Genomic DNA, 13,623 nt, shown 5'->3' on the forward strand with positions numbered 1-13,623 from the left:
ATAAATTCTGTTTCATCTACAACATAAAATAAAAATACAGCATAATCGTAAAAATCGAATACACAATAGCACATTTTTTATTTGAGAGCTTAAGTATGTCAGAAAATAACGAAAGTCTTCAGGCTAAACTCTTAGGAGAATTGGGAAGCATAGGACTTGCAGAAATCTTTGAAACACTAGGAACAAAAAACAGATACGGTTGGCTAACACTAAAAGATCATAATAGTGAAGTAGTTCTATATTTTCAAGGCGATTTAGTTGGTTTAGTAACACTGCCACAAGAGAAATTAAGTTATATCCCAGAAAAATTATACTATTCAAGTAATATATCGGTAGAGCAGTACCAACTTATTATTGAAAGCGAAGATCCACTAGGTACTTTGGAAGAAATAGTAGATAGTGACACTATTTTGAATTTTTTAAACACTATTTACTATGATGAAATTTGTTATTTGTTTTCTTGGACAGAAGGTTATTTTGAATTTGTTGATCAAAAACCTGGTGACCAAGGAAGTCCTGTTGGAAAGCTATTTGAAGCAGAAACAATATTACTGGATGCAACAAGACGTTTAGATGAGAATAAAGAAATTGATTCTGTTATACCTGACAAACACGAAATTTTAGTTCATGCTGTTGAACAAGGTATTCCTGAGGAGATGTCGGCTATTAACGAGCCGCTAGGAAACATATGGCATCTTGCAAGTTATAAAAATTTTCAGGAAATTGTTGCTTTTTCGTATTTGTCCGAATTTGATTCAGCAAAAATACTCGCAACATTGTACCAAGAGAATAGTTTACGCTTTTTGAACAACGAGGAATTGCAGACATATGCGCAGGATCTAGAACAGCAAGACAATATAATGAACGCAGAGAAGTGTTATCGTTTATTACTAAGACGTGATCCATACAATAATGACGCTTGCGAAGCACTTATACATATAAATGAGTCAGCTGGAAATGTTAGTGTTTTAGAAGAGCTCTACGAACAAATTGCTAGTAATTTTATTTCATCTGACGATCCTAATTTTCGCATTCAGGGAGCTTTTTATTTAAAAAGATATAGCGATCTAAAAAAAGATGCTGTTGAAGGTGTAGAGGCCCGCTTTCATCTACTTGATATGGTTGTTAATTCTAATGTTGACCCAGAAATGATAGGGTATGCTCCTCTAGAAGATGGTCGAAACTTGTTTCAAATTTTTAGGATGCAACGCCAAGATCAAAAAGCGAAACAAGTTTTAGAAAATTTGACAAAACTATCCCCTGGGGATGTGTCTTTACATAGTGAGCTTATCAATATATATTTAGATTTGGGAGAAAAAGACGCTGCTCTCTTAGAATATGAAAAAGTAGTGCGTGTATACGAAGAAAACAATAATCCCATTGAGCTACAAGCAACATACCAAAAAATCCTTCGTTTAGACCCTAGGCGTAAAGATATACAGCAAAAATTTGATCGCTTAAATGTAAAGCAGAAGCGGCAAAAAAATAATATGGGGAAGTTGTTAATTATTTCTTTGTTTTTGGGGATATTAGTTGGTGGAGCATACTACGTAAACGATTTTTTGCAACAACAACAGCAAAGTAAAAGACAGCTTGATATGCAAATTAATGATTTGATTGCTAAAAACATGTTGAAAAATGCGCAAGGATTAGTTTCTAGTAGCAAAATATTTGATCAACTAGAAAAAGATGTGCTTTTGAAAAAGATTGAGAACAAAGAAGAAATACTTTTAAAGAAAATAGGTAAAGACTTTGAAAATGCCATTGTTGCAAAGCAAAGTGGTAATCTATTAGAAAGTCGCGAAATTTTATCTGGAATTCTCAAACTAAATGTTAATATACAACAAGATACAGCGAAGGCAGTTAGGGACTTAAGTAAAGATATAGCTGTTCGTTTAGCTGATTTTGATCGCGATATTAAGTTAGCGCAACAGTATGAGTCAGAGAATAAATACTCTGAGGCGATTGAGTTGTATCAAAAAATATGGACAAGACCAGATTATCAGCTTCATCCACAAAGAAATGCAATTAAGTACCCGATAAAATTAATTAATTTTGATTCTAAAATGGCTAAAGTTTGGGTAGATGGAAAATCGGTTAATGTTGAAAACAGCATCTTACTTATTTCCCCTCGTTTCCAAAAACTAAAGTTAGAAACAGAAGGTTATGCGCCTTACCTTTTTTATAATGCTTTTGATAGTCGTTCAAACGAATCCAAAAAAAGTAGCGAAGGGAAAGTATATCCTTTGCGTAAGTCAGAAATAAGAATTTCATTTAAAAAAGAAATTCTGTGGAAATACAGGATAAATGGTATAATCGAGGCAACACCGTGTTTTGGTAATGACAAGTTGTATATAGCAGCAAGAGATGATAATATCTATGTTCTTAAATCTCTGAACAAAACTCCAAGTGAAAGTTGGCAACCTTTTAAGCCAAATTCTTTAACTTCTTTTAGCTCTTCCCCTGCATTTTACAGCGGAGTCTTATACTTGGCTGGTAATAACTATAAATTGTACGCAATAAAGGATAAATATTTATTTGCTACATATTCTCTACCAAGTAATTCCCTCATTTCTGCTCCAGTAACTCTTGATAAAAAGAAAAAGTTAGCTTTTTTTAGCACTGAGAATGGAACGGTTTACGCGATGCCGCTAATTAAAAAACGAACAAATAATTGGAAGCCTAAATGGAAAAAAGTATTACAATCGTCGCGTAAATTATTTTCAGAAGTGGCAGGAGATAGCCTGTTCGTTCATGCTAAAAATAGTAATATTTATTCATTTAATACCACAAACGGCGCTGAGAAATGGCGAAAAAGAATAGATCAATCGTCCGATTCTATTCCTAGCGTGTATCGTTCGCGTTTATATCTAGGCGGTAGTAATGTTTTATTTGCAATAAACAAGAATACAGGAAAGAATGTATGGAACTCGAGAATTAAGGGCCGAGTTGCAGGTAAGCCAGTAGTCAATGCCCATGGTGTCTTTTTTGGAACATCAGCCTTTTATATTTACGGTGTATCACATAGAGGAAGAATGTTATGGCGCCCGATAAGAGCCAAAGATGAATTTGAACATTCTGCTGTATTAAATAAAAAAGGTGTTTTATACATCGCGTGCAAAAATGGGGTGATTTACGCTATTGACTCTAAAACCGGTTCTGAAATTTGGCAGTACTCTATTGAAACAACAGAAAGACTAGAACAAAAAATTACGTCGCCACTTACTCTTGCTAGAGATAAGCTATTTGTAGGTTCATATAAAACAATTTATGCTTTTTCGAATAATTAAGAACAGGGACATGTCTAGAAAGACAATATCAAAACAAAATTAACTTTACATTTTATCAGTAAGCAATGTATAATAGATCAGGCTAGATTTATTCTTGTAATTAACTTGTATACAAGTTTAGTAGGATGTGTCCCTAAACAAAAAAACCTACAGTCCTAAAATAACAGTGGAATGTAGCGAAATATTCTAACATAAGTCTGCTAGAAACATATCTATATGCTGTCGCAATTGCCTTATTTAAAAGGACTTCATATAAAAATATAGAGTATAATTATGTATTGTTGACACTCTCTATAATATTTGTTAGTATGGCGAAAAGAACATTTGGCAGTATTCGCAAAACATACAATTCTCATTAAATCTAAATTTATGTTTAAGGTTTTTTGTATTATGCAATTTTGGGGTTGGAAAAAAAGTTTAGAAGACACTGTAAAAGAATCTCCAACAGTTGAAAACTATTGTACATTAATCAGATCATTACAAACAAAAGGTGATGTAACAAAAGCGTGGGAGTATGTAGAGCAAGCGAAACAAAAATTTCCAAGGTCAAAAGAAGTTTCAGAACTCTATGTGACTATGGCAAAGAATAAATGGCGGCCAGAAATTGATCGTTTAAAAAAGCTAATATCTAAAGGATCAAATTCTGTAGCATTTGTGCAACTAGCAGAGATATATAAAGAATTAGGTGAAGAAGAAGAATCTCTTTCTTTGTGTTTAAAAGCTATTGAAACAAATGATAAAGATGATATTCCTCACTTTATAGTTGGCCAGATTCGTTTAGAAAGATTCTACAAAGATTTTTTTGAAAAAGATGGTGTTCTTGCTCGTGAGCATTTAGAAAAATCCGTCGAAATCAATCCTCAAAATTACAAGGCGTTAATAGTTTTAGCCAGGTTGTACATACAAATAGGTGCTTTAAAAAAAGCAGACCAAAAACTACGCGACATTTTAAGATTTGCTCCTGAAGATGAAAACATAAGAAATTTGACCTCTGTCATATCTACTCTAGAAAAACCTGGCATAGAAGATGTTGATCTTCTTCTTGCTACTGTAGAACAAGACAGAACTCTGTTTTGTTGCTTAGATGGCGGACGTAATCAAAAGAGAGAAATGATTCTCTCTCCTGATATATTTCAAAATGCTTTAGATTCACTGCATTCAGTTACCGATATACTCTGTCTTCTTGTTTGTGATGAAGAAGGTACTCTTATAGCCCATTACGCACGAGAAAATGTAGATTTTAGTATTTACTATGAAGTTTCTTCATGTATATATCAAAATGTACAAAACTCTACAAGACATATGGATATAGGTAAATTTCAACGAAGTGAAGTTTCAGGCCCGTTTGGATGTATTCAAATGATGACCGCAGATAACATAATGTATACTGCTTTTGGATCATCTGAAAGTCGAAGTAAAAGTGTGTACCAAGAATTACAAAAGTTTATATCTAAAATTCCAATACTTCATGGTAGTTAGTTGCATTTTGTTTGGTAAATTGAGGATAGTGTTTTATGATGCAAAAAATTTTGCAGCAACTCAATCAAGAAGTTGGTGTAAAGGGAAGTATGATTGTCGAACAAGATGGTTTACCTGCTGTTACCGAGCTAGGTAAAGAGTTAGATGGAGACATTGTTGCTGCTATGGCATCAAGTACTATCCGCTCCACCAAAAGAGCACTCCAACTACTAAATCAATCTAAGTTTGATCGTATTGTTTTAATGGCAGCACATGGAAGAATGGTTTTTGTTGATTTAGATCCAGCGCCTGCTATACTATTAGCAGTAACAGATAAAAATATCAACATAGATTTAACCATTCTAGCAATAGATGGAGCTGCTATAAGAATCAAAAATTTACTAATGAAAAAATGATATATGGGGGAAGGCTGGATATGGTCCAGTTTAATTTTTTCCGAAGAGAAGTAAACTGTAAAATTGTATATTATGGTCCTGGGTTGTCAGGGAAAACAACAAACCTGGAAGTAGTTCACCAAAAAACTCCTGGAAAAAGCAGAGGTGATCTTACTTGTATATCCACAGAGCAAGACCGTACTCTATTCTTTGACTTTATGCCTATTGAGTTAGGAAAAGTTGCAGGAATGAATACGAAACTACGCTTGTTTACTGTACCAGGGCAGCCATTTTATAACTCTACAAGAAAGTTAGTTCTTCAAGGAGCTGACGGTGTAATTTTTGTAGCTGACAGCCAAGAAAAGAAAATTCAAGAAAATATTGAATCTCTAAAGAATTTAGAGGAAAATTTAGCTGAGTATGGAATTGATATTCGAGAAATTCCTTTAGTTATACAGTGGAATAAACGCGATATGCCAAACGTATTGGAAATCGCTGACCTTGAACGTGAAGTGAATTACCTAGGTGTCCCAACTGTACCAGCAGTAGCTCCTACAGGAGAAGGGGTATTTCCAACTCTGAAAGCTTGTGCTACCATGGTGTTATCAGCTGTTAGTAAAAAAGTGGAAAAAGCAGGGCAACAAACTCTTACCTCAAGTCCTCCTCCACTTCAAAAACGGACAAATCCAACACCTATAGCTAAGACAGAAGAAAAGAAACCGATAGCTGGTTTTAACAACCAAAGTAAAAAGAAACCTATATTCAAAAAATTTGAAAAAAAATTCAAAAGTCCAAATTTTGATAAAAGGCCAGAATAGTTAGATGTTACTAAGTTGGGGTATGCTAAATGAGTGATAGCCAAAATCTAAAATTAAACAGATTAATTTTTTACAAAGAAGATGTCGATCTGATTGACAAAGTTCTTCAAATGTTTCTAAAACAATGCCAGGCTAAATGTTGCATTCTTATTGACAAAGAAGGACACTTGATTACTCATCATGGAGAAACTCAAGCATATGAACTAGACACTGTATGTACTCTACTTGCTGGTACATTTGCCGCAACAAGAGAATGGGCAAGATTACTGGGAGAAGAAGAGTTTTCTGTCCTTTTTCATAAAGGCAAGAAAGATAGTATACAAGTTAATCTTGTTGGAGATCGTACTCTTCTTGCAGTTATTTTTGATGACAGAACTCAGTTGGGTCTAGTAAAATTGATCAGTGAAAAAATATCCAAAAGACTTGAAAAAATATTTGCAGATTCAGAAAACCGTAAGGAAAGTCCAGACCAGGAAATGGTTGAAGGAATTTCTAAACTTGGTGACGCTGCAGATGAATTATTAGACAATATTTTTGGACCAGACTAGTCTTATCACGCCACTCTACTTTGTGGAGTGGTAAGACCAAATTAATGTAGTAATAATACGCTTATTTTGAGGGCATCGATAACATCGGCCCACTTGCAATAATTATTTTTAACAAAAATACTTGCAAAAAAAGACCAAAAAGGTGTTCCTTCCTGTAACTCTCCGCAAAAATTTTCAACACATGCTTTCTTATTTGGTGTACTTTCATATAGATATTTCCCCGTTTGTAAAAACAATAACACTGCTGCAAAACTCCATATATCTGTGCGAGTTGTCGTTTCTTTTTTTTCAATCATTTTTGGTGATTGAAAGCGTGTTATTAAATTGTCATGTGTAAACTTATTTGGTAATATTCCATGACCATAAATTAGTGGTTTTCCATCAACTCTAATATAAATAGAATTAAGAGTTATATTTTTATGAACACCCCACTTTTGAGATGAATATTCGAAAGCTTCTGCTATTTGAATAATTAACTTTGTTTTTTGTAAAGAACTTAGGTCATTAAACAACTTAACAGTCAAGAATTCTCCAGGAGTATATGGAATTTCTCCGTAAGTATAACTATCTGTTTTTAGGAAATGAGTCGGAGACATTACATTTTGTTGTAATAGATTATCTTGAGAATAGTTTTGCTTGTATATGTATAAGTATACTTTCTTTTGCTTTGATAAATCGATGGCGAGTACAAGTATACCGCAAAAATCTATTTGTATAGGGTAGCCGATTATTTGATAATTCTCAGCTAAAACTACTTTTATAAAATGAGTAAAGTCTTTGCAATTTTTGCAAGAGTTCCATACGCAGTATTCACCGATTGGAAAAGTATGTTCTTCGTTTTTACAAAAAATACAACTTGTAGATATCTCCAAATTCGTTTCTTCAATTATATCCAAATTAGTGATAGAAGTATTTGACTGATAATCAGTTGAAATTCTGTTATGAGGAGCAAGAAATTCTTCAACAAGAGCTTCGTCATTTTTTTGCGAAAAGCGTCGAGGTTTTAGTTTTTCTTGAGGGTCTGGTGAAAGAATTTTAAGGTTCAAGGTGCTATCACCAAGGTTTACGTTATCGCCATTCTGTAGAGTTTGTATGCCTTGCAATTGATTTTCGTTTACTAAAGTCCCAAAAGAGCTTCCCATATCAATAATCGATAAATCATTGTTTTGAACTTGTATTAAGCAGTGACTTTGCGATACTTTGTCATCATTAACAACTAGATGACATCCACGCAAGCGACCAATAACCACAGTATCGTTCTTTATAGTAAACCGCCATTCACGGCCTTGGTCTACTCCTTTAATGCATTTTATTAGTATCTTATACTGTAGCATAAATTTTTTCCGTAAAAATGGTATAAGGCTGCTGATTTATTCTTGTTAAAAAAATAGTCGTTAAAGGTGATACTCTTTTACTTTTTTTTATTTGCAAACGCTTTTGCCATCCAACAGACTCTCCTGAAAACCCTCGACATTTAACCATAATATTGTCGAGTTTTTCCTTGCGGATATACGATTTCACTTTCTTCTCACTGAATTTCATAATTGACTTTACTTTGTATGGTTGTAACCACGGGCTTTTTACTAAAATGTCTCCTGTCAAATAGGAAAGTCTTTTATCTAACAAATGTAAATTATGATTATGCGCTATAACTTGAACTAAACCTGCACGCAGTGCTGCTTTTTGAACTTCGTAAATGAATTCTCCAAGCGGTCGTACAGATGCATCTTGAGTATCAGAGTATTCAATAGATATATTCTCAGGTAGTAAAGTTGCTCGGCGTTTTGTTGTTGCAAAATCCCCGCACCATAACATTATCTCTTTACACTCTCCGTTTAATGAAATAACCTCTATTTCGCAAGGTATCTTTAGGTTTTGGTAATTTAACCCTGGAGAAACTTTGATCCCTAAAAAATTAGTTGCATTAAGCAGTTTTTTCATAGTATCAATACCAGGTTGGTAATCTTCAAGATGAAACCATCTTTGACCACTATGTCGACGAGAAGGGTCGATAAAGTAAGCATCAGCTTTAGGAAACCAACTAGTACAGTCCGCAGCAATAGCTGTGTGTTTTCTATTATATATTCTCAAATTATGAGCACACATCATTACTTTGTGCAAAAATTTGTCCATCACAATTAAATTGGCAACCTCGGAAAGATAAATCGCATCTCCACCAATACCACATGTTAAATCGCCAACAACATTAAAAGACTTGTAACGACTGCTTATATAGCGTGCGACAGTCTCAGATGTAGATTGCTCTAAACCTTCGCGATCAAATAGCATGTTAGAGTAGTGCCCAAACTTTACTTTAGCCTTGAAACGCAGCTCTGTTTGTAAGGACACAAGCGCTGATGAATCTGCATTTGTTATCTTACGTAAAGCCTGAAGCCTTGCGTTTATATTGGTGTATGATTGCGCTAGCTTTAATAATTTTTGCCCTTCATCGCTTTGCAAAAATTTGATTTCAGAAGTATGCATTTAGTAACTCATCTCTTTAAGCCACTTTGCTATTTTGTGAATGTTATTTTGAGCATCACCACTTCCTGCAGCAACAGCGATTACAAAATCAAATACCTTATCTTCTTGGAAGGTACCAAAATGAATGTTGTTCCAATTAAGTAATGTAATTGCCGTGGCTAAACCTGTTCTCTTGTTACCATCATGAAATACATGGTTTTTGATTATGTAAAACATATAAGCCGCGGCTTGAGAGAAAATATCAGGATAGATCTTTTGCCCAAATAAATTATTTGTATGTATATTCTCAATAAACCCTAAGGACATTCCTGCACGAATATTGTCTTCGTGGGCGGTTCCTCCTGCTAATTCTATTGATAGTTTATTAATGGCAATAACCATACGTTTATTAATATATTTTTTGGACATTAACTCCCCAATCGAATATAGAGATTCAAATTTTGTTTAATATGTTTTTCTGCTGATTTTAAGGCTAACAATTCACCGTTGTCTAACCAAATTCCTTGGCACTTGGTGCAAATATCTATGATTTCACCAGCAACTTCTCGCTTTTTCATTATCTCATTATCGGCTGGACAATAAAGTTGCTTATTTTTTTCATACTCACTAATTGTATCAATCTCTTGCTCTTTTAAACTTACTTTGCAGAAAAGTTCTACTAAATGAATGACAGATTCAAGTTCTCCGCTGTCAAAATAAATCCCCAAACATTTGTTACAGCGATCAACTGTTTGGCCATGAAAATCAATTTCATTTAACTCTATTTTACAAACAGGACAATGACGCATTTTATATCTCACTTAAAACATTAGCGAATCTTTCGCAATCCAACTCATTATTATAAATATAAGGAGAAATGCGAATTACATTACTGCGTATACTAACGTATACTTTTCGTTCAACCATTTTTTTTCCAAAATCTGCTGGTAAAGAATTTTCAAAACGAAGTCCAAGAATATGACTACAGCGTAAATTTTGTGGAAGAATTTCAAAGCCGTGTTTCTCTGGCAAGTCAAATTTCTCGACAAAGTGAATTATTCTATTAACCAACGACTCCACATTACTTTGTATATTTTCTATCCCCCATTTAAGTATTTGTTCCAAAGCAGCTATTGCCATGGGCAACAAAATAAAATTGCTACGTTCTCCCATATCAAATCGTTGCGCGCCGATAGCATATTCATTTGTATAATCCACGAGTTGCGCAAAATTTTCACTGCCCTTGCGATTCATCCAATTATTTTCAAGAGGCGAACAGTCGTGGTACTCAGGAGCTACATACATAAAAGCAAGACTATATGGACCTAAAAGCCATTTATAACCCGCTGCAATAACAAACGCAGGTTGTACATCTTTGATATTGATATCTAAGATACCAAGTGATTGGGTTGCGTCAATCACCAAAGGAATATTCTTGTCGCGACATACTTTGCCAATAATTTTTAAATCAATGATTGAACCGTCTGTCCAGTGGCAATGAGATAAAGCCACAACTGCTGTATCTTTATTAATCGTATCTAGAATCGCCTGCGTCCAGTCGTGGTTTTGTGGACGGGCTACAGTAATAACTTGTGCACTATTTTTTTTGGCAAGCTCTTTCCACGGATAAACGTTCGATGGAAATTGCTCTTCGAGAATAATAATGTTTTGTTGCATAGATACGCGAAGATTTTTAGCTGCAATTCCAATTCCGTAACTAACAGAAGGAATTATCGCAATATTCTGTGCCGAAGTGTTTGTCACCTTTGCAAAAAGTTGTTTTACTTCTTTACTTTGTTCAAAAAAATCGTGGGGTTTTATTTCCCAAGGTTGCGATTTGCGCATAATTCCTTTGACTCCCGCTTCTTTAACCGCTGAGAAAAGAGGAGATAAGTAGGAACAGTTTAAATAAATAATATCTTCAGGTATTTCGAAAAATTCTTTTTGGCAAGGCAAAGTCATTCTTTGTTTCCGATCTTTTTTAGTATAGATTTTGCTAAAGGTATATATTCTTTAAGTAAATCACCTTTCTTCAGGGCAATTTGCAAGCACTTTTTTGCCTTAGATATATGTTTCTGCATATAGTATATCTGACCAAGGTGAAAATTGACAAGTGTTTGATTTGGAGACAGTTTATTTGCTTTTTCTAAATCAATGACAGCTTGTTTATTGCTTTTTTTCTTGATGTATGCGACAGCGCGATTATAAAAAATAACCCAGTTTTTATTATTGAATGAAATAGCTTTTGTGTAACTAGCTATAGCTTTATCAAACTGGCTTACACTTGTGTAATAAAGGCCTTGTTTCTTATAACAAACTTCAAGGTATTTCTTGGTTTTGATAGATTGCTCCGGGTGCAAATCGAATGTTAGAGCTTTTTCTAAATCGATGAGCGCTTTTGCATAATTTTTTTTCTTTATGTACACTTTCGCACGATTATAAAATAACATCCATTTTTTATTATTGAGTGAAATAGCTTTTGTGTAACTAGCTATAGCTTTATCAAATTGCTGGTAGCTAGTATAAGTAATCGCTATATTATTATAAGAAATTACAAGAGTATTGTAACATTCAAGTACAATGTTTTTTCGTAGTTTTGACTGTAAACTTAAAGCTCTTTCGAGATCAACAATAGTTTTGCGATAATCTTTTTTCTTAAATAAAGAGATTCCGCGAATATGAAAAAGCTGTGCGTATTCACTATCTTGTTTTAAACCTTCACTACAGTTTTCAATTGCTTTATCAAACTGCCTCAACTTCATATAAGTAGCCGCTAAATTACTGTAGCACTTCATGAGATAATTATCAACTTTTACAGCTTTCGGTAAAAGTAGTTGTAAATTTGTGGCTTTTTTAAAACCAATGACCGCCTTTTCAAAGTCTTCTCTTTCAGCATATACTCTGGCACGATTGAAAAAGAATAAAGAGTTTTGTTTGTCTAAGGCAATAGCTTTCGTATAGTTTTTTATAGCGTTATTAAATTTTCCTAAGCGATAATAACCAAATCCTAAGTTATGATAAGCTTGTGAATATTGAGGATCTATCTCTATCGCTTTTTGATAGTCTTTAATGGCTTTAGGAATATTTCCCATAGTAGAAAAAAAAATCCCACGATTATAATAAATAATGGGATTATTAGGATTTAGTTCTATTAGTTTCTGATAAAGCTTTTCTGCTTCCTTATTTCTTTTTTGCTTTTTCATTAGATTTGCTAAGTTGCTATAACCACGAACATCTTTGGGACCCAACCTAATAGCAGTTTTAAAATCGTTTTCAGCTTTTAATAGCATGTTGTTATCGAGATAAATATTTCCTCTTGTATTATATAAAAAAGCATTGCTAGGATTATTTTTTATCTTTTTTTCTAGTAATTGTAAGCTTTTTTTTACATTTTGCTCTTTCGAACTAAAACCAGCAATGATCATGTATAAATCTGGATATTTTTTTTCTACAAAAGGAATTTGGTTTAGAGCATTTCGTAAAGGTTGTAAGAAGTGAGGATTTTTTTGAAAATATGTGTGCCTTTCAAAAACTTTATATAAAATTTTAACAGTAGCTTGGCTTACTTTATCTGCTTCATTCTTCAGTGCTAAAATTTTTTCAGCATAAAGCCTTGCGTTTTTTTCTTGTTGATCTGCCTTTTCAGCATACAATCTTGCTTTTTTTTCTTGTTGTATCAAATAAAAGCAAAAACTTACTAATAGAACAATAAGTCCGCTAACAAATGTAACCATAAATAGATTACGTTTAGCAAATGTTTTTGCTGCTTGAAAAACAGTATATTTTTTAGCCAATATTTTCTGATGAGATTGTGCGCTTTTTATGTCGCGTATCAATTGTTTTGCACTAACATAACGATTTTGCGGCTTTTTATGTAAGCACTTCAAGCAAATAGCTTCAATTTCAGATGACACTTGCGAATTTAAAATTGAAGGTGCCATTGGTTCCTTTGTCAGAATATCAACCATTATATTATAAGATTTCCCCTGAAAAGGAGGTTTACCACAAATCACTTCGTATAATGTTGCTCCAAAGGCGTAGATATCACTTTTGTAGCTAGGTTTTCCCGATATTTGTTCAGGAGCCATGTATTTTGGTGTTCCCATTGCCGGAATTTCTTTTTCTTTATCTCCAGACATACGTGGAGCTGCTCGAGAAATGCCAAAATCCATTAGTTTTAGTACATTATTTCGCGAAATCAAAACATTAGAAGGTTTTATATCTTGGTGAATAATGTTTTTCGCGTGTATAGTTTCGATTGCTGCGGCAAGTTGTAGTAAAATAGGAGCTAAATGTTTAATAGAATAATTGTTGTTTTGATGGAGCCATTGTCTTAAAGTGATACCTTCGACAAATTCCATTGCAAAATAAAAACAAGGCACAGTTCCCACATCGTAAATACGCACAATATTTGGATGATCTAGTAAAGCCATTGTCTGAGCTTCATCGGCTAATTTTTCAAAACTATCTTGGGTTTTATTGATGATTTTTAACGCAACGGTGCGCTTAAGCCTTTGGTCATAGGCGCGATATACAACACTCATGCCACCAGAACCGATAACTCCTTGGATTACATAATTTCCAACTCTGGTGTTAAGAGGAAGAATGCCGCTCAGCTCATCTATATTTGTGTTATCCATGTAAAATATCA

Annotated in this window: 10 protein-coding genes and 1 pseudogene; 5 read left to right on the forward strand and 6 right to left on the reverse strand. The window is 33.8% G+C overall.

What is annotated here, in order from left to right:
• Positions 1-95: 95 nt before the first annotated feature.
• The 5 genes and pseudogenes from UABHE_RS00500 to UABHE_RS00520 all read left to right on the forward strand — a co-directional run bounded on the left by UABHE_RS00500 (position 96) and on the right by UABHE_RS00520 (position 6,509).
• Positions 96-3,290 carry a PQQ-binding-like beta-propeller repeat protein gene (locus UABHE_RS00500; RefSeq protein WP_372368166.1) on the forward strand — a complete coding sequence of 1,065 codons (3,195 nt, stop codon included), beginning with the start codon at positions 96-98 and terminating at the stop codon, positions 3,288-3,290.
• A gap of 390 nt (positions 3,291-3,680) precedes the next feature.
• A complete protein-coding gene (locus tag UABHE_RS00505) occupies positions 3,681-4,769 on the forward strand; it encodes a tetratricopeptide repeat protein (protein WP_372368167.1) in 1,089 nt (362 codons plus the stop codon).
• Between the two features lie 35 nt (positions 4,770-4,804).
• Entirely contained in the window at positions 4,805-5,164 is a 360-nt protein-coding gene (locus tag UABHE_RS00510) for a roadblock/LC7 domain-containing protein (protein WP_372368168.1), read from the forward strand.
• A gap of 20 nt (positions 5,165-5,184) precedes the next feature.
• Positions 5,185-5,763, forward strand: a pseudogene (locus UABHE_RS00515) (ATP/GTP-binding protein); the annotation flags it as partial.
• Between the two features lie 227 nt (positions 5,764-5,990).
• Entirely contained in the window at positions 5,991-6,509 is a 519-nt protein-coding gene (locus UABHE_RS00520) for a roadblock/LC7 domain-containing protein (RefSeq protein WP_372368170.1), read from the forward strand.
• Positions 6,510-6,550: 41 nt separating this feature from the next.
• Here the strand turns inward: UABHE_RS00520 and UABHE_RS00525 are convergent, their stop codons facing one another.
• From UABHE_RS00525 to UABHE_RS00550, 6 genes are read right to left on the reverse strand one after another with little or no spacing between them, the layout of a single operon-like run.
• On the reverse strand, positions 6,551-7,843 hold the full coding sequence (locus UABHE_RS00525; protein ID WP_372368172.1) for an FHA domain-containing protein: 1,293 nt from the start codon (positions 7,841-7,843) through the stop codon (positions 6,551-6,553).
• Positions 7,830-8,993: a hypothetical protein gene (locus tag UABHE_RS00530; RefSeq protein ID WP_372368175.1), complete on the reverse strand. Its 1,164-nt coding sequence runs from the start codon at positions 8,991-8,993 to the stop codon at positions 7,830-7,832. The genes UABHE_RS00525 and UABHE_RS00530 overlap by 14 nt, the downstream gene beginning before the upstream one ends.
• Complete coding sequence (locus UABHE_RS00535; protein ID WP_372368177.1) at positions 8,994-9,401, reverse strand: type II toxin-antitoxin system death-on-curing family toxin; 408 nt, start codon at positions 9,399-9,401, stop codon at positions 8,994-8,996.
• Positions 9,401-9,781 carry a zf-TFIIB domain-containing protein gene (locus tag UABHE_RS00540; RefSeq protein WP_372368178.1) on the reverse strand — a complete coding sequence of 127 codons (381 nt, stop codon included), beginning with the start codon at positions 9,779-9,781 and terminating at the stop codon, positions 9,401-9,403. Before UABHE_RS00540 ends, UABHE_RS00535 begins: the two co-directional genes overlap by 1 nt.
• A 1-nt stretch (position 9,782) precedes the next feature.
• Positions 9,783-10,934 (reverse strand): aminotransferase class V-fold PLP-dependent enzyme, encoded by a 1,152-nt coding sequence (locus UABHE_RS00545; RefSeq protein WP_372368179.1) that lies wholly within the window; start codon positions 10,932-10,934, stop codon positions 9,783-9,785.
• Positions 10,931-13,612: a tetratricopeptide repeat protein gene (locus tag UABHE_RS00550; protein ID WP_372368180.1), complete on the reverse strand. Its 2,682-nt coding sequence runs from the start codon at positions 13,610-13,612 to the stop codon at positions 10,931-10,933. Before UABHE_RS00550 ends, UABHE_RS00545 begins: the two co-directional genes overlap by 4 nt.
• Positions 13,613-13,623 lie beyond the last annotated feature (11 nt).

Source organism: Candidatus Uabimicrobium helgolandensis (genome assembly GCF_041508025.1).
In the GTDB taxonomy this organism is placed as follows: domain Bacteria; phylum Planctomycetota; class Uabimicrobiia; order Uabimicrobiales; family Uabimicrobiaceae; genus Uabimicrobium; species Uabimicrobium helgolandensis.